Source organism: Legionella israelensis (genome assembly GCF_004571175.1).
GTDB classification, from domain to species: Bacteria; Pseudomonadota; Gammaproteobacteria; order Legionellales; family Legionellaceae; genus Legionella_D; species Legionella_D israelensis.
The window spans coordinates 2,191,246-2,211,683 of record NZ_CP038273.1 but is presented as its reverse complement, the minus strand read 5'-3'; the positions used below and the strand labels follow the sequence as shown (position 1 = coordinate 2,211,683).

The window sequence follows — 20,438 nt, the reverse complement described above, 5'->3', positions numbered from 1 at the left end:
TCAATTGGTAGGCGTCGCTTTAAAAAAATCTAATTTTTTCAAGCCCTCAATCTGTCCAAAACAAGGCCGACCCTAACCCGTCATACCAACCCGACACAAATCCGACACCTTACACATCAAGCATAACAATACTCAGAAAGAAATGTCTTATAAAAACCCGTCATAGCAAACGTTCCTAAGCCGACCCACCTCATAACTCAAAAATTAATTTGTTTTTTTTTATCGCGCGTACGCGCGTAACAAAAATTTTTTTCATTGAGTTATCCACAGCCTCAAATTTTTTTTAAGTTCATTTAATATCATTCAGTAACAGAGCCATTTGGCCTATTGACGGTCAGTAAATTCCGATGAAAAATGGTTTATCAATAAGCCAGTATGATTTATTGATTGTCACCAAATGATACCCAATGAGATTGATTGAGCCAGAAAATGTTTGTAGGAGTATGACCATGAAGCAAGAAGCAAGAAATTTTATTTTCATCAGTTGCCTAGAGTTAGATGCTTTATGCGAGATACCACATATGCAAAGGCTGGTATACATCATGGGCATTCGCCCCCATATGGATCGTAAAACCCTAATGGTCGGTATTAAGCGAAAAATCAGCTACCAGTCCCTCAGAGAAGCACTATATGTCGCTCCGATCAGAGGAGTCAAAACTGGCTGCCCCAGCCATCAACAGATGAAACGCGCCATCAAATCCTTAGCTCGGCAGGGAATAATAGAAATTCACTCCACGGCGTATAACTTGGTTGTGAAATGTCCTTTGGCTGATACAAGGCTGCCAACTCAACAGGAAATAAATTCCAAGAAATCTCAGACTGAATACCTACCTCAAATCAAAAACGCTACTTTAAGGAAAAACCACAGTTCGAATAGTGTTATTAACCACCAAAATAGCCAAAATAAAGTGCATCTTGATTTATGTACGAATGAAAAACAATTACAAATAAAGTTTGAACAGTTCTGGAAAAACTATCCTTTACCAGCCTATATGAAAAATGCATGGGATCAGTTTAAAAAGCTAAATCCTGATGATGCGTTATTTGAATCGATTTTGCAGACACTAGCACGTCAAAAAGACATTTCTGAAGAATCCCAATCAAGCGATGCATTTTCGCCGTATTCAATGATTGCTGCCGAATGGTTAATCAAGCAACAATGGTAAGTTAGTTAAAGGCGTTTTTAGTTTAAAACTCATAATCCGTTGGTCCTAGGTTCGAGTCCTAGTGGGCCCACCAATAAAATCAAGCACTTACGGTGATTTTCAAAAAACTCGAAAATATCATGTAGACGTAATGTAGACAGATTGCGAATGTATGTCATCGACATATTAATGATGAAACATCACTTTGCGTAATAAATTCAACTTTGATAAATGAGCATTATTATTTAATAAAACCCATAGGGACTAATCTATTTGTTACCATTAACGGCTTAATTTCAATTATCTGTTGGATTATCCCTAACCTCGAACATACTGTGTACATTGGGCGTTATTATTATTGCACTTGGTGTAGCATTGCTCCATCATTAAAAACAGTATCTGCTAAGCCTCATCTTATAAAAATAGATGCCAACGCAAAAATTGATAATATTTTAATTAGTTCTACACAACTTGCTGTTAATCGTCGTCACATACCCTTGAAGAGTATTAATCTTTGAATTTATTGACGCTGTAATGTTTTAAAAAAGCTCAGCACAAGCAACGTAACAACAAACATAATTATTCTCCATTCACACACAAATAAAAATGGAGCAAAGAAATATATCAAGCTTCATTTGCTCAAACGATTAGATTAGAGTTATTATTCCTCTATCACCGCCTCCATTGGCGCCAAGGCAGTTATTCGCCTTTGTTCACAATGGATGTTATTAAACACTCCACCACTTCCAATAGGCTCAATTCCATGCTCGAATAAGGAATTGACTAGATCTTGAATAACGTGCTTTTTGTTCATAACAAAAGTAGAAGCAAAACATCGCCAGAATTTCCACCCTGCACGCTCAAGAATTCTTTGCCTGTTCATATCGTCTTCCCATTTTGAAGCATCATGAAAACGATCCCCATCGCACTCAATAGCCAAACGAGCATCATTATGTCCCTCTACAACCATATCCAGACGATAGTTTCCTACTTTGACTTGAGGAATTACTCTGTAACCACGCTCAGTTAATAGATCATAAATTTCCAGTTCAAACCCTGACTCGCAGAGTTCTCTAAGGTTTTGTACCTTTATTTCATCTTGGGCAAAGGGTGAGCTAAAATGCTCTATTAAACCGCGTCTTAAGCTATCTTTGGGGCTTAGGTTATCTAACTCAATACTTCTAACTAAATACATGCGATCTCGTGCCCTTGAGGCAGCAACATTAAATCTCTGCGCAGAGGCTTCACGTGGATCCGCTTTCACATTATCTGGAGTCGCTACCATTGATAAAAACATGATGTCCCGCTCTTTACCTTGGAATGTAAGGGCATCACCACAAGTGATTTTATGGTTGGTTATTTTATCTGGCGTAATATCTTGCTGAATCATTTCCCATATTTTTCTTGCCTGTTCATTGCCTAGCAAAGAAACAACGCCAATTGTTCGATTGGCCATAGCAGGGTCATTACAAATATTATTTATTTCCTCAACAATAAATTTTGCTTCAGCGGTGTTTTCTTTATTCATACGATAGCCATCTTCAATAATAACGTCTATTAAGGGTGGCTCTAGGCGTTCTGATTTCGTTGGCAATCTCAGTGGTTTTAGTTCATGGTTATAAAATTTTCTCTTGGAGTACTCAATAATTGGCGTAACACTGCGAAAATGCTCGCGCAGCATAACTTGTGAATCAGAAAATACAACCTTACATAAGTCATAGATTGAACGCTCTGGAGACATTGCTTGTCTATATATCGCTACTTGGTTGGATAAATATTGAGCCATTAAATTATTGATTTTTTCTTCTTCCAGGCCAACACCATCAGGCGAAACCTGCTTATCATCACCAACAACCAGCAATTTATTGGCACGAAGCATGGCCGGAAGAGCATTCAAATCTGATTGTGAGGCTTCATCAATAATGACTAAATCAAAGCATCCAAACTCAGGAGGTAATGACTCCGATATTCTATAATGAGGCATAATCCAGCACGGTATTGCTTTATTAGTAAGTGCAGCAGAATTTTTAGCATCTCGCCTATAACGAATGGCTCTTTTACCTGTTCCTTTACCTATTTTTGAAATAGCGGATTGAAAGGCTTGTAGTGCTGCTCGAATGTCTGGGGTTGCATTCTTTGCTAATTGCAACCAAGTACGTTTGGCAACTACATCTTGATAGGCCTTTGCCAATTGTTTTTCATATTCATAGCGTTGAGTGGTTAATTTTTTAAATTCATCAAAATGACTGATTGAATAAAAATAGTTAGCGAAACGACGAAGTCGCCATGCTTGGCTCCAATTATCGGGCAATAAAGAATCTACGGTACTTTCTAACGGAGTCTCTTTAAGTTTTTGCGCCCACCGGATAGCACCAGACTGGTGTATTAAATCACATATAGAGTACACATCATCCAATGCAGGTTTTAATCCATGAATACGTCTCAACTCATCAATTAAGTTAGTTGATAGATTTTGTATTTCCACATCACTAATGGATGGATTGCCCACAGCTTCAGAAAAAAATGTTTTGATTTTTTCAGATATCCGGCCATTAAAGTTTGCTAGGTTGTTTAATATTGTTTCTCTATCAGACCAAGCTTTGGAGGAGTGATAAAAATTAAGATTTTTTTCAAGCAGTCCAATCAACTCATCAATATGAGCATTAGCCTCAAACAGCCCATTTAAATAAGGCCATGATTGCAAAAGTGAATCCGAACGTTTTTTAATTTCAGCTTCCAGTGCAATGAGTTTTTTGACAGCGAAATAAAAATCTAATTCTGCTCTAGCATGCTGAAGTGGGTTAACAGTCTCACTATTTATGAGTGAAAAAAAAGACATTTCAGTGGCTATTTTATTCCATCGTAAAACGAGTTCATCAATACGATTGCAAAGTGATACATAACGGTAAATATGCAGCCACTCATCTTGGTTCTTGGCTGGTCTATTTAAAATTAGAATGCCATCAATTTTTTTAATTAATGCTCGCTTTGTTAATCTCCCACTGATTCCAAAAGGTTGTTTACCTTCACTTTTATTAGCAATAGCCTGAGTAATTTCATCTGTTAATTTGAGATCCGTTGGTATAACAACAGGGTTTTCTAAAAAAATATTTTTTTCGGCATGTAAGTTATTAACTTCATCAGTAATTTTTTCAATAAGCTGAATGATTGATGTTGAATCAGAATTCTTTAAGCAAGATTGTAACGAGCCAAACCATGATAAGTTGGCCGTCTTTAACTGACTTTTTATAGCTCTATATTCATAGAACGCATTCAATACAATTTCAACTTCAGTAATGTTTTCTGCTAAATCTGGAATTTGAAAAACATTAGCAGACAGAACCTGATCTTTTAGCGTTTTGTTTTTCAATAACTCGCGGTGAAGGTTCAATATACTGTTTAATTTAGGGATATCTTCCAATGTAGGTAGTAACTTACCTAAGTAATCAAGATCTCCCTGCAAATTACGTCTTGCTTCTCTAAGTTGTATAATATCGGTATTATCAAATCTTGGTTTATGTTCGTCTGCGATAGAAATGGGATCATCAAGCCAATCAAATTCCTCACTTGCTGCAGCAATTTCTTTAGCTGCGTCTTCTGGATGAATTTCTTGTCCATCCATATAAATAGATTGAATATTGCTTTTCGCCCAATTGGTAATAGATCGATCAATCCATGCCAATTTTGCATGAAGCTTATCAATAAATTGCTCGTCATTTTCAATCTCGCTTCCAAGTGCAGCACGATCAATAGCTTGTAATTCTTGAGCGATTTTAGAGATAGCGAACTCAAACTGCTTCATTCCGTCTGGCTCATTGGTTAAAAGAGAAATGGCCAAAGGCTGAATTGTTGCAGGAAGTTTTTCTTTCAACACAGATAATGCAGGCTCTTTCATAGAAGTAACAAGCACACGCTTACCATTTGCCATATAATGAGCAATAATATTAGCAATCGTATGTGTTTTACCTGTTCCTGGAGGGCCTTGGACAACAACCCCATTTGAATGTTCTAGTTTTTGTACAATTTTTACTTGTTCTTCGTTAAATGGAAGAGGAAAAAATAACTCGCATGCTGTCTCTGCGTTGCTTTCATTTGAAGTATATCCAAGGCTAGATAAGCCACGAAAATTAGTAAGCTTTATTTCACGATGCTCACCGACCGGCTCTTGCACCATTTCTTTAATAACGCTAGATATTTCACCTGTTTTTTCAGCATTGAAATGTTTTTTGAAATTTTCCAAGTCTTGGATATAAAGACTTTTGCTACGGGGTCTGGCAAATAAAATCCATGTATCAGTAACTTTTAGGTTTTCCCCTGAATCAGGGATTTGGCGATCCTCATTTGTAATTTGTGTTGGCCAATATACTCCCTTTGAATCTAAATGTGTTGCTGCAAGTTGTAACTGTGGTTCATAGGAGAAACGCTCAAATGGCGAAAAGTCTTGAGTTTGTTTTGACATCAAATCATTATAAGCTTTCTGAACGTCGGCCACGCCCAAACTATCAATAGACATATAGGCATCTAGCTCGAAAAGCGGCTCAGCAGATCGTCTTGGCCTAATTTCCATAGCCATATCTTTCGGATTTAATGAAACCTCAACAGATTGAGTGATAAGAGGATATCTAATATTAAACTCATTTGTTTTCCACACTCCAAGCCCAATACCCCATACTAATTCAATTTGGGTATCAACAATCGATCCCTCTAATTGCTGTTTTAGAGTGAACAGCTCTGAATATAGTTTAATTGTACGGCGTCGTTTTTTCTCTTCTTCTGCCCAAATGTTCCATTGGTTATGCACGTAATCTTGTAATAAACGCCCAATAGTTTCTCGATGCTCATATTCTGACAACAACATCAATTTGGGCTGTTCTTGTACACTATCAGTTTCTTCATTCTTAACAACATTTACTGTGTCAATTTTGCTAATATCTACGGCGCTTTTTAATAAAGGTGCTGTTTCAGTTTTTCTTGATATATCAAGCCAAGGGATTAATTGCTGATCTTGAGGTTCTGGGGGATGGGTTTCTGCCAGTCTATCAATTCTTAACCACAGTTCATCATCATCTTCCGCAATATTAATGTGAACTCCGGGTAAAGAAAGTAGCTCATGCTCAAAATGATTAAACAAACCATGTTTTACTACGTCTTTAACAGGATTAAGTTTTAAACGAGCAGATTGTTGGGCAAATTCTATAAGAGATAATAGACGTTCTTCTTCCATGCTTCTGGAAAAAATTAATGATTGTCTGGAAGCATGGAGATTGATATCGTCATTCTTATCTTGCATTGTATTTCCTCAATTTTAATTACAGCCTTACTCTTTGCTAATTTTGGGCAATAGCAACCCATGCAAAGATTCATTTGCTTACATAGACTCCTTTTTTATTGTTATTATTGGTGGGTTACGTAAGAACGTGGTAAGCGTTACATTGTTAACATGATTTTTTGATCAATTTCACTGTGGTGTTATTAAATATTTGCGCAATTTTATATCAAAAAGGAGGTTCATACCAATTTCCAAAGCAGTAATTGGTGCAGCCTCTTACTAACAAAACAGTTCTTTGAGTCTGCTATTACTGCCATCGCCTTTAATGTATTGTATACCTTCCTTTTTTAGTCCATTCCTTAGCTAAAGTTTGTGCTCTTTCTATTTGCTCGTTAGTCATTTTTTTAGCCAACATATCACGAACTGTAGCAGCATCCTCTATTCCATTTGCAGATGCTAAATTATAAAATGCATGGGCTAGTGTGTAGTTTTGTAAGACACCTTGGCCTTTTGTATACATTACCCCTAAATTATATTGAGCATAAGCGTTATTACCATATTTACTTGCTTTTTTATACCAATCTAAAGCTAATGCATAATTTTGAGAAACTCCTTTGCCTGTTTGGTACATATAACCTAATTCAAATTGAGGTATACCCCAACCGTTAAGAGATTGATCAAAAATTGACAGGTATCTGAACGCCTCTTGATAATCTTTGTTTGAAAACAATTGTTCACCATATCCAATAAATTCGGCATTACACATATCTTTATTTTGTTGCTTATACATACCATTCAAGTAGTTCATGATGTTTGCTTCTTTTGCAAATTCATAGCAAACCTCAGCTCTCTTAACCAAATTTTTATCGAGTCCATCGAACAAATATGAATTATATACGCTTGTAAACATTTTGGTCTTTTCAAGAGGGGATAACTTTATCTCTTTTGTATATAGTGCCTTCAAACATATATCTTTCGATAGGGCATCAACTTCATTAACCACCCAAAAACCATCACCTTCATCTAGCACGCATAATAATTTTATTGGGCCAATTGATCCTTGATTTGCATAATTTCTATATATACTAAATGCATGCTCCATATATTTAGAATAGAGATTTAATTTTTTTTTGTTTTCATTTTTTTCCATTATATTAAGTGCTGCTTCATAAATGCCCAAAGCTAAATTCGCATTTGCCCCACATAAATCTGATTTTTTAGATTTGGAAATTAAAAGATCAAACTGAGATTTGGTTAATTTAATCACCGATAACTTTTGTTTGAATATCTTTAATTTATCTAAAGAAGCAAAATCAGCAAAATGTCTAAAAAGGAAATCAATGTTGCTTATTTTCCTGATTATTTCTGAATCTAAACAATTTTCAAGCATCAGCTCATTTGGAATAAATTTTTTAATACTGCTTGTGGGAGATAGATCATTGGAATTGGCACAAAAGGCTACGTTAATGGCAAATAGGATTGTTATTGATAAAAATAATCTAATTAAATACATCCCCATACAGCTCCTATCAAAACATGACCAATTTGCTTAGTGATAAAAAATTTAAAATCAAAAGCATTATATCCAACCCCAAATTAATGATCAAATTTTGCCCACCACAATCTAAAATAACTCTCTTATTTGATATAATAAACATAAGCGATTTCAAGTCTGATTATAAAATTAAGATTCGCAATAGTAAGTAACTGCGTCACTGCAATTTATGATTTATGTGCAGTGACGCAGAACCATAAAACGATAATTTCCCTTTCAAACATTAAAGCTACTTATAAATATCCAATCCCACGCCACAGGATTGAACAAAATACTTACAAAAATCTATTGTCTACCGCTTCACTCTTTGGTACGTTTTTATTAAGCATAACTGACGAGCCTGTGTGATTCAGGCGAAACCTTTGGGTCTTATGCATAAGCCACACCTTATTCCCTAACTTTGTGGCTGGGCGTTGAGTCGGGAATTTGTTGTTCTAAGGATCAGCTGCCGTTTGGCAGACTTTTCACAATGCACATTTCTGTATTGAATGGATAGGTAGCAAAGCCTGTGCTTTGTCTCTGCTATTTGCATGCCTTTATAAAAAATAAGGAGGTGAGCTCATAACACTGTTGGTATTTATTTTTGTTCTTTGATTTGCCCCACTTTCGAGCCTTGCAGCCACTGCTGGACGTCATCACGGAATGAGTCGCTCGATTAACACTAAACCGAATCAGGGCAAACCCGTTTTGTATGAGGGAATATGCGACGATACTCTTTACGACAAACCATAAACAACTATCTAAAGTCCAATCGATGTGGGAGTCATCGGGACAAACAATATCGGCAATTTGTGATTTATAAGATGCTGGATGATTTGTTTGTGCTTGGTGAAACGCCTTCTCATTGGCAAGCGTTAACTGCAAACCAGCTTGAGAAACTAATTCAACATTGGAAGAAACAACGAATTACAGTTTCAACCATGATGAATTACATGACCATTATACGAAAATTTTTGCATTGTATTGGACATGATTTGGCTGGTATTGATAATCAAAATCTGAGGCTTAAACGAAAAACAACTTCTCATAAAATTATTCGCTTGAAATATGATGGCTGGCAAAAACTTCATGATCCAATTGCGCAAGTGCTGATGGGATTCCAAATGCATTTTGGCCTCACGTTAAGCGAAACCATGAGGCTTTTACCGGATGTTCATGTCCAAAATAATCATTTGTTATTAACTCGTGAGATAACCTTTAATCATCTAGATAGAAAGGTGCCTATTCGCACCCCTACTCAAATGGCCATCTTGAGAATATTTCATCATCTAACTCAGAAACAGCACTGCTTAATCAATTCCTTTGGTTATCGGGTGGTCTGTTTTCGCTGGCAAAAGGCTATGAAAGCCTTGCGATGGCCAGCTAAGAAATCATATCGCTATATGTATGCTCAACTCACACAGGCAAGCCTTTCATCACAACTGGATCACTATCGATTATCCATACTCATCATGGACGAAATGGGCTTGAAATCTCGAACCACACTCTGGAGTTATCTCAATGAACAACAAGCTGCGTAATGCTTTATATTCTGTCAATCAATTCGTTAAAAAAATGCGGTGTTATTCCTATGCCAGTCAAGCTGATACTCGCCATATGCTCAGACGGTGTATGAAAGATTTGCATGAGCTTGGCTTCAAAGTTGGCCACCTAAAAGGATTAAAGCCCAAGCACATTTATGTTTTGGTAGAGCACTGGAAACAACAAGTTAGAAGTCCAGCAACCATTAAAAATTATATGGCCAAATTGCGAAAGACTGCTGATTTATTAGATAACCCCAAGTTAGTTAAAAAAGGAAATGACAGTTATCAAATCGATAAACGCTCTTATGTGCCAACTCACAGCAAAGCGATTACCCATATAGACTTAGATAAATGTACCGATCCCTATATACGTTTATCCCTAGAAGCTCAAATGCTGTTTGGTTTACGACGAGAAGAATCGATGAAATTTGTATGGAGTGAAGCTTGGCGTGGTGATTGTCTATGGATTAAACCCAGCTGGACAAAAGGTGGAATTGGGCGGGTCATTGATATCACTCATGAAAAACAAAAGGAGTGGTTAAATAAAGTATCGCAACAAATTCCAAAAAATTTATCTCTAATACCTCTGGGAAGAAGCTACAAGAAGCATTTAAGTTATTACCAGCAACAGATTAACAGCATGGGGCTTTGTAAATTACATGGCTTACGTCATGCTTATGCACAACGCCGTTATGCAGAAATCACTAAACAACTTAATCCCTTGAGACAAGGGCTGATTTGTCCCATTGCTGGCGGCAAACCAACTCACTTTTTAAATAAAATAGAAAAAGAAATTGATCGAAAAGCTCGGAAACAGATAAGTCGAGAACTTGGCCATTCGCGGCTGAATATTACGAAAATTTATCTTGGTTAGATAGAGATGGTCAAATTATTATTTAATCCTACCTACAACCGTTATTTCAATAGGTACCAAATGATGACATTCTTTAACTGGTACCAAAAGTGGTACCAAAATTGGTTGAGCGGTGAAGGTTAAATTTCTTAAGTCATTGATTTTATTGGTCGGGACGGCAGGATTTGAACCTGCGACCACTAGCGCCCCATGCTAGTACGCTACCAGGCTGCGCCACGCCCCGACTGGCTGAGAATCATAACTTGATCTGGCTGAAATAACAAGGTCTTTGCGATATTCGATGATTTAATCAAGACGTGGTTTTGGCGTATTCATCGGTCCTGGGATTTGTTCCAATTCCTCTTCAATTTGATCATCTGTGCCTTCTTGTCCAGTAGTTTGATATCCAGGAACTCCATCTTCAAGCAAATTGCTTTCATCAGCTCCGATGAAACTGTTGTGCTCTTCATCATTGTCCGTTTCTGCCAGCTCAAGTTCTTCTGATAATTCTTCATCGGGGGTAATTACAGTATCTACCAGCTCTTTTTCCATTTTGACCATGTATCTCTCACTCATTTTTAGATTATATATTTATAAGTGTAGCATTCTGGTGAAATATGTTGCATCAGAGACGTTAGATACAATAGCGCGACCATTCTTCTGGTGTCGGTTGCGCTATTTGAAATGTCAGGAGAAGGCATTGATACCGGTAATGTGCCTTCCCAATACCAGCGTATGAACGTTATCCGTTCCTTCATAGGTAAATACGGATTCCAGGTTCAGCATATGACGAATCACGTGATATTCAAGACTGATGCCATTACCTCCCAATAAATTACGGCATTGACGGGCAATCTTTAAAGCTTCGCGGCAAGCGTTGCCTTTAGCCAGAGAAATCATGACCGGGGTTTCTCTGTTTTGCTCTTTCAGCCGGCCGATTTGTAAATTCATCCATTGTGCTTTAATGATTTCTGTATACATCTCAGCTAAATCTTCCTGGATGAGTTGAAAGGAAGCCAACGGTTTATCAAACTGTTTTCTTTCCAAGAGATAATCTCTGGCAATATCAAAACAAGCCATGGCCGCCCCCATAGCGCCCCAGGCAATACCGTAGCGGGCCTGGCTTAAACAGCTTAACGCCGCACCTAAACCTTTTTCACTGCCTGCTAACAGATTTTCATCAGGAACAAAAACATCTTCAAAAAATAATTCACCGGTAATGGAGGCTCTTAGTGACATTTTTAACTTGATTTCTGTGCGCTTGAATCCTTCAAATTTTTTCTCAACGATAAAGCCACGAATTCCAGCCTCAGTCTTCGCCCAGACAAGGGCTATATCGGCAATAGGTGCATTGGTGATCCACGTTTTAGAACCGTTTAAACGCCAGCCGCCATCCACTTTTTTGGCCTGTGTTCTCATACCGGCTGGGTCAGAGCCGGAATCAGGCTCGGTAAGGCCGAAGCAGCCAATCACTTCACCTCTGGCCATCGCCGGAAGAAAGCGCTTTTTTTGCTCTTCATTTCCATAGCGAAAAATGGGATACATACATAAAGAACTTTGTACGGAAACAAAACTTCTCAGCCCGCTGTCACCGCGCTCCAATTCTTGACAAACCAAGCCATAAGCTACATATGAGGCCTCAGCGCCACCGTATTCTGCAGGAAGAGTCAATCCTAGTAAACCTAAATCCGCGGATTGTTTAATCAATTGTTTCGGGAAGTCCGCCTCTTCAAAAGCATCAGCCATTAATGGAATGACATCTTGTGCCACAAAACGCGCAACCGTGTCGCGAATCATTTTTTCATCATCGTGTAACTGCTCATCTAAAAACAATAAATCATCCACTACCTTTCTCCCTTCATCGCAAAATATAACCAATCTCCCCATTCTTAAGATGAATAGGAAGCTATTTGACAGTCACCGACCTTGCTGTATTATCGACCAATGACAATATCGCTGTAACAATACTGTCACGACTGGGTAAGAGATACTGCCAGGCCTGGCCTAAAGGAATAAAGCAATCTTCTCCGGTAAGGCGCCTGACTTGCAGGTGCGAAGAAGCCTTTTCCATCAATAAGGTCATTAAACCTTCACTAAGAGAAGCACTTTGCCTGCCTTCATCCACAATCAGCACACGACGTGCTTTAGCGACCACCTTAAGAATTGCCTCTTCCGGCAAGGGATTTAACCAGCGTAAATCCACTGTTTTTACCGAAAGACGATATTTATCTTTTAGTATTTTTGCCGCCTGTCGAGACAGATAATAACCGTTCGCATAACTGAGAATGACCGTATCACCTTCACCGTGAACGCCAACTTCTCCCAACTCAATGTGTTCATCCAAGACAGGATACTCAAATAACCAGCCATTATCTCCAGCTTCATGTAAATCTTTGGTCATGTATAAAGCAATGGGTTCAAGAAAAACCACTACCCGACCGTTCTGATGAGCTAATCGTACACAAGTACGTAACATTTTAGCAGCATCCGGTCCATTGGATGGACAGGCAACCACCACGCCTGGTAAATCCCGTAGTACGGCAATGGAATTATCATTATGAAAATGTCCTCCGAAGCCTTTTTGATAGGCAAGAGAGGCAATGCGCACGACCATCGGATTGCAATATTGACCATTGGAAAAAAAGGATAAGGTAGATGCCTCGCCCCTTAACTGATCTTCTGCATTATGTAAGTAGGCTAAAAACTGAATCTCGGGGACTGGAATAAAACCATTATGCGCCAATCCGATGGCTGTTCCTAAAATCGTCGTTTCATCCAATAACGTATCAAAGACTCGCCTGCGTCCAAATCTGGCTTGCAGATCAGCTGTGACCCGATAAACGCCACCTTTTTTTGCTACATCCTCACCAAACACCAACATATTGCTGTACTGCATCATTAAGTCGGTTAAAGCAAAATTAATATGCTGACACAGGTTTCGCTTCATGTTCAATTGCTTATAAGCGGCAGCAAACACCTGTTTTCGCTGCGCTTCATCAGGCAGCAAATAGACCTTGTTCTGATGAATTTTAGGCAAAAGGCTGGATTTGACTTCATCAGCGCTGCTTAATTTTGGCAGAGCTATCACCTCCATGGCCTTTGCTTCAATTAAAGCCCGATTATCCAGATACAAATCAGCCATAGCCTGAATCGACATCCAGCCTTCCCTATATAAAAATCCAGCCGTATGCAGCAAAGGATCCTCAGACTCTATCTGCTCAATCTCGTCCAAAGATCGATATTGCAATTCAATATCTGAACCGGCATGGCCCAATAAACGAATGCATTTCATATGTAAAAAAACGGGCTGTTTTTTACGCCTGGCTATTGATTCAGCCAGAAGTCCCTTCATGTAACAGTCGGCAAAATTCAGACCGTCACAGGCAATGTAATGAAAACCAACACGTGCTTTTATAGAGTTTTCAATCCAGCTCCCAGGCGTGGGTACGGATATACCTATGCCATTATCTTCACAAAGAAAAACAATAGGCAGGGGATACTGCTGTTGATGAATCCATGAGCAGGCATTCAATGTCGCTTGAGCAGCTGCGTGGTTAACGGAGGCGTCACCAAAAGAACAGAGGATGACAGAATTGGACGGCAATTTACTGTCAATACCAAGTTCCTTCGCTCTGGTAATGGATAAAGCGGCACCCAATGCCTTTGGAAGATGAGAGGCAATGGTTGATGTTTGAGGTGGAATAAACAAAGGTACTGAACCAAAAACCTTATGTCGTCCCCCCGAAATAGGATCCTTTGCCGAAGCCACAAGTGACAAGAGAATATCCTTGACTCCATCAGAACCCTGTAGCTGCTTTGCCCGCTGTAAGTAAAAAGCACCACTGCGATAATGTAAAAAAGCCATATCGCTGTGTCTGAAAATCTGGCCGAAAACTGCATTTCCTTCATGGCCACTACTGCCAATCGTATAATAGGATAAGGATTTTTCTTTTAACTGACGAGCAATTAAATCCAGAAGTCGTGACTTAATTTGCGAATCAAACAATTCTATCGCCGTTTTCTTATCCAGACCGGCTTGAGAAGCAGTCATGAAGCTTTTAGGTGAGGGAAAGTCAACCTGTTTCAGCCGTTTGAGAAATTGCTCATCGACAACCGTGGCTCTATCCAACATAACTACGTCCTGTAAAAGTTTATATAAATTATCAAGCAATGCAAATCATAGCCGATAATACTGAAAAGAGTATATCATTTTGCAATATTTTAGGCGATTTGCTTTTTACAGAATTTGAATGACCTGTTGAGGATAAAAATGATAAGAATATGGATGACTTTAATGATGGTTTTTTTCATCACTGCGTGCGGCAGAACGAATGTGGTTGAAGATCAAGAAGTTACTGTGGTAACGGCGACTGAACATTTTCATCCTTTTAAAAAAGAGCCAGTGGATGTTACCACCACATGTATTCAATGTTATTAAATCACTTACGATTCAAATGCTCATTTATCCAATAAACCGATTCAAATATCAGGTTTTTATCAAAGGAGTAAATCATTATTTCATTGCCAAATCTGACAGAGACTCGAGCATTTTTTGACCAAATAAATCTCTATAAACTTCTGACAACTCTGCTTTATGACTCTGCATGGATGAACTGTTTTTTTGAGACAGCCGCGTTAAACGGGAGGTTTCAGCCACATTGGTATTGTATTCCGAAATAACGCCTTCATTTGCTTTGTTTTTTGAAGATTTAATTTTTGAAGAAGCCGCCTGGTCTTCTTCGCTGATGGAAGCTACAGAACCTTGCAAATTATACAGGTTATAAGCAACATCCATGCATTCTTGTAATTTCTCACAACCACCGCCTTCGACAGCAAATCTATCCAATTCCAGCACCAGATCCTGCTCAGCTTCTGACAGTTCTTCCCATTTGCGAGAAGAAATGCTTTTCAATAATTCTACCCGCCCTGATACTGCTTGATAGCGTTCATTGGCACTTTTACAGCCGGCCTCAGACATCGGTTCAACAAAGACAGACAAGGCCTGGATAAGCATACCGAATTGTTTGTTGTAATGAGCATTCTGGCTATACATATTAAACAAGGTCTTTACAACCATACCGCTGAGATTTCCACGGGCTGATAGGGGTTTATTTTCTTTCCATTCCGCTTTTTTTTCATTTAATATTTTTATTAAATCCTCACCTTCTTTTGATGAAGAGAAATAATGGGTACCATCGGCTTTCCCTGACGCAAGAAAAGCTTGATAAAGTTTTTGGCTTTGTTGATAGGTCTCTTCAAGACTTTTCTGCATGGCAGGAGAAAACTTAGCAGCATGGTGTCTCAATGTCGCCAGCATGGCCATATTGGTGAGTAAAGTGGCTTCCCTGACCGCTTTATCCATATCGTTATCGTTCAGTGCCTCCCCGTGTTGATTGACCGGGATATTTTGTACAAAGGTAAATCCCTGGCTATTACCTTTTTCCATAAGCTCGCGGTTATACACATGTGAGCCTTTGAAAATCCTTGCCGCACTTTTCCTTTGGCGGTTTTGCAGTTCTACTTTAGGTAGAATATCTTTTGCTTTACCGTGCAAAGAAGTCAATAAATTGTATGTCATAGGGCCATGGTAATCCGGTCGCATTTTTTGCATCAATGCTCGGCTTTCTTTTAACTTCTGCACCACATCGTCAATCGCTTGTTGATGCTCCCTTTTTTGGGTTCCTGGCATACGGAATATGACGTTTTCATCGACTCCAACAGCAATGGAAGGCACTCTGGCTTCAGAAGTATCGTCATGATAAGGTCTGACCTCTTTGGACCGGTAATGATTTCGATTTAAAACCCGGATGGCTTGATGACCTATTTTTTTATCATGTGCGGTTTCATCTGTTGCTGTGATGCGAACAATGGTTTGATTGCGGACATCATTGCGCAGATAATCAAGGCCTGTGGCTGTTTTGGACGTAAAGTCATGCTTTTTAAGACTGGCCAGTTGTTCAATTATCTCGTCCTTCTCATCCTCCACTCTCTCCAATACAGTGTCGACCAAATCTTCACGACAGGCTTGTGCTAATTCCAGACGCGCTTCATCCATGATTTTGTTTAAAAGAGCAACCTTGTCTATAGATGGTTCATCTAAAGCCGCTTTGTCACATTCTTCCATAGCTTTTTGAATGAGGTTTTGAATTCTTTGATTAATTTTTTCCATCAACTCCTGACGAAAATCATCACCAATTTTTAAATTTAACTTTCCTGGAAACACTTTTTCCTGAAGAACTCTTAAAGCAAGAAACACGTGTACGCTCATTTCTTCCTGCAAGGCAATGATGCTGCCTCGGTCGTCTTTAAATTCTTCAAAGAAATCTGACTCCTTTCTGTCAAGCCATTCATTGAAACGACTGCTTAAATCTTTATCATCCGCTACATCAATATTACAAAATATGGTTTCGGTAACAGGACCTATGATGTCTTCAAGAACATCCTTAGCAGAACCATGCCAATCCAGTCCGCAATTTTTTAAAATTTGTTGATAATCGTTTTCTTGCAAATGCACTAAAGCCAGTGCGTGCCCTTGCGGGTCAAAAATAGGCTTGTCTTGTTTTGCGATGAGTTCCAGAGCCTGTTGGTGTATATATTGTTGATATTGAGCCTCAACAAGCTGTCTCCGCTGGGTTTTTCCTTGCAATAAAACATCGGCTTTTGATTGCAAGTCACCTATCACAGAGAGAATAGAGTCATCCAGTGCCGTTTGCGGGATTCTTTCTCCGGTGAACAATTGATGAGCACGTTTTTTGATTTCGTCTGGAGTTTTAAGTTTCTCTGCTCTCTCATTCAGCTTCTCTAAATCGCTCATTAATTGCTGTGCTCGAGTAGGCTTGGACAATAATTTTTGGCCTTTATTAAAAAAAACCTTAAGTAAGTCTTTACTGAGCCCATTTCTTCTGATTGAATTACGTAAATCTTGAAAAAATTGATATTTTTCACCGGCTGAGTCTTTTTTCGCCAAATAACCATTGATGCCCTTAACAGCTTTCTCCTGTACATCTTTGTCAATAGTTGCATGGAATTCTTTCTTATGGCGTTCGGTAATTAAAGACAAAACATGTTGATATTCCCTGCTGTTTCCTGCTTCCTCGGCACGAATTTCAGGATCGGTTAATATGGCTATAATTTTTTCTTCTTCTGCTTTATCAAATCCTTTTTCTTTCCCCTTTTTTGAAGGGCTGCCTGAAAACAACCATTCAGCCGTGGCATTTTGAATGGCTTCACGTACCTTTGGGTTTTCTTTAAAATAAGAGAATACCTCGTGTTGCATAGAGGATGGTAATTGAAAATAGTATACACCTATTTCCTCTTCAGGACTTTCTTTAATCCATTTGATGGCAAAATCAATATCCGCCTTTATGAAATAAGGAGCAATTTCTTTGTTTTCCTCAAAAAAAGGAGTTACTTCCTCTAAAAATTCTGATGTCTCTTCAGTCCTGCATAAAGAATAGGCCTCATATAAGAATTGCGGAAGAAAATCAGGCGCTTCCTCATAAATGGTATTTAAAACAGATTCCAAGCTTTCTTCTGGAAGTTGTTTAGTACTCCAAAGTTCATACAATACTTGAGCTAAGGGTTTTCCTCGATTGTTAGAACTATTCCATTGTAAACGGTCTTTTAACTCATGATCCAGATCCCTTTTTTCTCTTGCAGCGGTAGGATTCTCTAACCAGTTTTTATAGCGGACTCCTTTCAATATTTTTTCTGTGCGTTCTGTTATTCCTTCTTTAACGATGGTGGCCATATCATTGGTCGTAAGAGACACATTCATGAGTTGATATAGTTCTTGAATAAGTTCCGCCGCCTTACTCTCTTCAGCCTTTTTAGAGCGACTGTAAAATAATGATTTACGCTGTTCAGGTGATAAATTTTTAATTTTATCGGTTAAACCGGCCACAGTGAGCTGATTATCTATTAGCAGTTTATACAAATCTGTAAAGATTTTCTTTTTTACCGCATCATGGCCTTTTTTAGATTTACCGCTAATGTATTCCAAGATTTTGGTTTCTATGAGAGGCATGGTTTTCTCTTTTTAGAAATATTGATATATTTAACTAAAAATAGAACACCTAGATTAAGGAATTATGAAATAAGTCAAATTGCAACAATAATTGTTATTTTTTTTACAAAATAATACTTTAAAGACTGTTTTCATTCGCAAAATCAGTGGTAATTGCTATAATTGTCTTTTTTTATAAATGCTTAGAGATTCAGGAGCCTTACATGCGTGCATCGCAATGGTTGTTAGCCACCTTAAAAGAAACCCCTCATGATGCCGAAATTATATCTCACCAGCTGATGTTACGTGCCGGGATGATTCGCAAATTAGCCTCGGGCTTATACAGCTGGCTGCCTTTAGGCTTGAAGGTGTTACGTAAGGTTGAGCAAATTGTTCGTGAAGAAATGAACCGTGCTCAAGCCATGGAAATGCTGATGCCGGCAGTACAGCCGGCTGAACTCTGGCAGGAAACCGGCCGATGGCATAGTTTTGGCGGACAATTATTGACCATGCATGACAGCAGCGAGCGTGAATATTGTTTTGGCCCCACACATGAAGAAGTTATCACTGATATCATGCGCCATGAATTAAAATCTTATAAGCAACTGCCGGTGAATTTCTATCAAATTCAAACCAAGTTCCGTGATGAAATTCGGCCGCGTTTTGGTGTGATGCGAGCACGCGAATTTTTAATGAAAGATGCCTATTCCTTTCATTTGACGCAAGAAAGCCTACAAGACACCTATGATGCCATGTATCAAGCCTATTGCCGTATTTTTGACCGGCTCGGTTTAAAATACCGTGCTGTTGAAGCGGATACCGGAGCGATAGGCGGATCGGTTTCTCATGAGTTTCAAGTTTTGGCGGATTCAGGTGAAGACCTGATTTTTTATAGTGATCAAAGCAACTATGCCGCCAATATTGAACAGGCAACAAGTTTAAGTCCTAATAAAGCCCAAAATCTGCCTGACGAGAAAATGACTTTGGTTGACACGCCAAATCAGAAAACGATAAATGACTTGGTTCAATTTTTAAATACACCCATTGAGAAAACCATTAAAACATTGATTGTTGAGGGCACAGAAGCGCCCTTAATTGCTTTGGTTTTGCGCGGTGATGATGAGTTAAATGTACTCAAGGCAGAAAAACATCCTCTGGTCAAATCCCCTTTAAAATTCGCAGATGAAGAAACTGTTTTTCATCATCTAAATGTACCTGTCGGCTCTCTTGGACCGGTGAATCTCAATATTCCCGTTATCGCCGATTACCAGGCTCTGGCCCTTTCCTCTTTTGCCTGTGGAGCAAATCAGGCCGATAAACATTTCCTGAATGCGGCCTGGGGGCGTGATGCACATTATCAGGATGCTTTCGACTTACGAAATGTAAAAGAAGGTGAACCCAGCCCTGATGGACAAGGATATCTCCACTCCTGTCGCGGAATCGAAGTTGGTCATATTTTCCAGCTGGGTGATAAGTACACCCGTGCAATGAATGCTACAGTCCTTAATGAAGAAGGACAATCGCAAGCGATGTTAATGGGTTGTTATGGTTTGGGCGTTGGCAGGGTGGTTGCAGCAGCCATTGAACAACATCATGATGATAAAGGCATTATCTGGCCGCAATCCATAGCTCCCTTTCAATTGGTTATCGTTCCTTTAAACGGCCATCGCTCACAACAGGTTAAAGAACAGGCCGAACTGTTATATCAGCAGCTCTCTGCTCTTGGAATAGATGTTCTATTGGATGATCGTAATGAGCGCGCTGGGGTATTGTTTGCTGATAATGATCTCATTGGCATTCCCCACAGGCTTGTGGTCAGTGAACGCAATCTAGCAGAAGACTGTATCGAATATAAAGCCCGAAGTCAGGAAGACAGTGAAAAAATAGCTATAAATAATGTGGGAAATTTTATAAAAAATTTGCTTCATCTTTAACAGCAACCGTGGATGTAATGATTAAAATCTGGCGAACCAGGTTTATGTGCCTTCTTTTTTTGAAGATCATGGATACCGGCTTTCGCCGGTAATTCGCTGACTTTTAAAAAGAGCCAATATATGTCCGAAAATTTTTTAGCTTAAAATAGCCAAA

General features: G+C 38.9%; 11 protein-coding genes and 1 tRNA gene. 5 read left to right on the top strand and 7 right to left on the bottom strand.

Annotated features, from left to right (window positions below):
* The first annotated feature begins 449 nt into the window (after positions 1–449).
* A complete protein-coding gene (locus tag E4T55_RS10015; RefSeq protein WP_082636515.1) occupies positions 450–1,166 on the top strand; it encodes a hypothetical protein in 717 nt (238 codons plus the stop codon).
* Between the two features lie 640 nt (positions 1,167–1,806).
* On the opposite strand, the gene E4T55_RS10010 is transcribed toward E4T55_RS10015, so the two are convergent.
* Positions 1,807–6,435 carry an AAA domain-containing protein gene (locus tag E4T55_RS10010; RefSeq protein WP_058501548.1) on the bottom strand — a complete coding sequence of 1,543 codons (4,629 nt, stop codon included), beginning with the start codon at positions 6,433–6,435 and terminating at the stop codon, positions 1,807–1,809.
* 301 nt (positions 6,436–6,736) lie between these two features.
* Positions 6,737–7,933 carry a tetratricopeptide repeat protein gene (locus tag E4T55_RS10005; RefSeq protein WP_082636516.1) on the bottom strand — a complete coding sequence of 399 codons (1,197 nt, stop codon included), beginning with the start codon at positions 7,931–7,933 and terminating at the stop codon, positions 6,737–6,739.
* 737 nt (positions 7,934–8,670) lie between these two features.
* Between E4T55_RS10005 and E4T55_RS10000 the strand changes: the two genes are divergently transcribed.
* Both E4T55_RS10000 and E4T55_RS09995 read left to right on the top strand, forming a co-directional pair.
* Entirely contained in the window at positions 8,671–9,489 is an 819-nt protein-coding gene (locus E4T55_RS10000) for a phage integrase N-terminal domain-containing protein (RefSeq protein ID WP_058501550.1), read from the top strand.
* The gene (locus tag E4T55_RS09995) at positions 9,470–10,366 is read left to right on the top strand and encodes a phage integrase N-terminal domain-containing protein (protein WP_058501551.1); all 897 of its coding nucleotides are present in this window, start codon (positions 9,470–9,472) and stop codon (positions 10,364–10,366) included. Before E4T55_RS10000 ends, E4T55_RS09995 begins: the two co-directional genes overlap by 20 nt.
* A gap of 146 nt (positions 10,367–10,512) precedes the next feature.
* Here the strand turns inward: E4T55_RS09995 and E4T55_RS09990 are convergent.
* The 4 genes from E4T55_RS09990 to E4T55_RS09975 all read right to left on the bottom strand — a co-directional run bounded on the left by E4T55_RS09990 (position 10,513) and on the right by E4T55_RS09975 (position 14,477).
* Positions 10,513–10,589, bottom strand: a tRNA-Pro gene (locus E4T55_RS09990).
* Positions 10,590–10,651: 62 nt separating this feature from the next.
* The gene (locus E4T55_RS09985; protein ID WP_058501552.1) at positions 10,652–10,906 is read right to left on the bottom strand and encodes a hypothetical protein; all 255 of its coding nucleotides are present in this window, start codon (positions 10,904–10,906) and stop codon (positions 10,652–10,654) included.
* A gap of 126 nt (positions 10,907–11,032) precedes the next feature.
* Positions 11,033–12,190, bottom strand: a complete 1,158-nt coding sequence (locus tag E4T55_RS09980; RefSeq protein ID WP_058501553.1) for an acyl-CoA dehydrogenase family protein — start codon at positions 12,188–12,190, stop codon at positions 11,033–11,035.
* Positions 12,191–12,251: 61 nt separating this feature from the next.
* Positions 12,252–14,477 carry a thiamine pyrophosphate-dependent enzyme gene (locus tag E4T55_RS09975; protein ID WP_058501554.1) on the bottom strand — a complete coding sequence of 742 codons (2,226 nt, stop codon included), beginning with the start codon at positions 14,475–14,477 and terminating at the stop codon, positions 12,252–12,254.
* A 138-nt stretch (positions 14,478–14,615) separates the two neighbouring features.
* On the opposite strand from E4T55_RS09975, the gene E4T55_RS15230 reads away from it, so the two are divergent.
* Complete coding sequence (locus tag E4T55_RS15230) at positions 14,616–14,783, top strand: hypothetical protein (RefSeq protein WP_156411798.1); 168 nt, start codon at positions 14,616–14,618, stop codon at positions 14,781–14,783.
* A 75-nt stretch (positions 14,784–14,858) separates the two neighbouring features.
* On the opposite strand, the gene E4T55_RS09970 is transcribed toward E4T55_RS15230, so the two are convergent.
* Complete coding sequence (locus E4T55_RS09970) at positions 14,859–18,371, bottom strand: hypothetical protein (RefSeq protein ID WP_058501555.1); 3,513 nt, start codon at positions 18,369–18,371, stop codon at positions 14,859–14,861.
* 203 nt (positions 18,372–18,574) lie between these two features.
* Between E4T55_RS09970 and E4T55_RS09965 the strand changes: the two genes are divergently transcribed.
* The gene (locus E4T55_RS09965; protein ID WP_058501556.1) at positions 18,575–20,284 is read left to right on the top strand and encodes a proline--tRNA ligase; all 1,710 of its coding nucleotides are present in this window, start codon (positions 18,575–18,577) and stop codon (positions 20,282–20,284) included.
* Positions 20,285–20,438 lie beyond the last annotated feature (154 nt).

What these genes read in the sequence shown, in the direction of transcription:
- E4T55_RS09970 (WP_058501555.1), bottom strand. Translation starts at nt 18,371, where the DNA reads ATGCCTCTCATAGAAACCAAAATCTTGGAATACATTAGCGGTAAATCT.
- E4T55_RS10005 (WP_082636516.1), bottom strand. Translation starts at nt 7,933, where the DNA reads ATGGGGATGTATTTAATTAGATTATTTTTATCAATAACAATCCTATTT.
- E4T55_RS10015 (WP_082636515.1), top strand. Translation starts at nt 450, where the DNA reads ATGAAGCAAGAAGCAAGAAATTTTATTTTCATCAGTTGCCTAGAGTTA.
- E4T55_RS09975 (WP_058501554.1), bottom strand. Translation starts at nt 14,477, where the DNA reads ATGTTGGATAGAGCCACGGTTGTCGATGAGCAATTTCTCAAACGGCTG.
- E4T55_RS10000 (WP_058501550.1), top strand. Translation starts at nt 8,671, where the DNA reads ATGCGACGATACTCTTTACGACAAACCATAAACAACTATCTAAAGTCC.
- E4T55_RS09995 (WP_058501551.1), top strand. Translation starts at nt 9,470, where the DNA reads ATGAACAACAAGCTGCGTAATGCTTTATATTCTGTCAATCAATTCGTT.
- E4T55_RS09985 (WP_058501552.1), bottom strand. Translation starts at nt 10,906, where the DNA reads ATGGTCAAAATGGAAAAAGAGCTGGTAGATACTGTAATTACCCCCGAT.
- E4T55_RS15230 (WP_156411798.1), top strand. Translation starts at nt 14,616, where the DNA reads ATGATAAGAATATGGATGACTTTAATGATGGTTTTTTTCATCACTGCG.
- E4T55_RS10010 (WP_058501548.1), bottom strand. Translation starts at nt 6,435, where the DNA reads ATGCAAGATAAGAATGACGATATCAATCTCCATGCTTCCAGACAATCA.
- E4T55_RS09965 (WP_058501556.1), top strand. Translation starts at nt 18,575, where the DNA reads ATGCGTGCATCGCAATGGTTGTTAGCCACCTTAAAAGAAACCCCTCAT.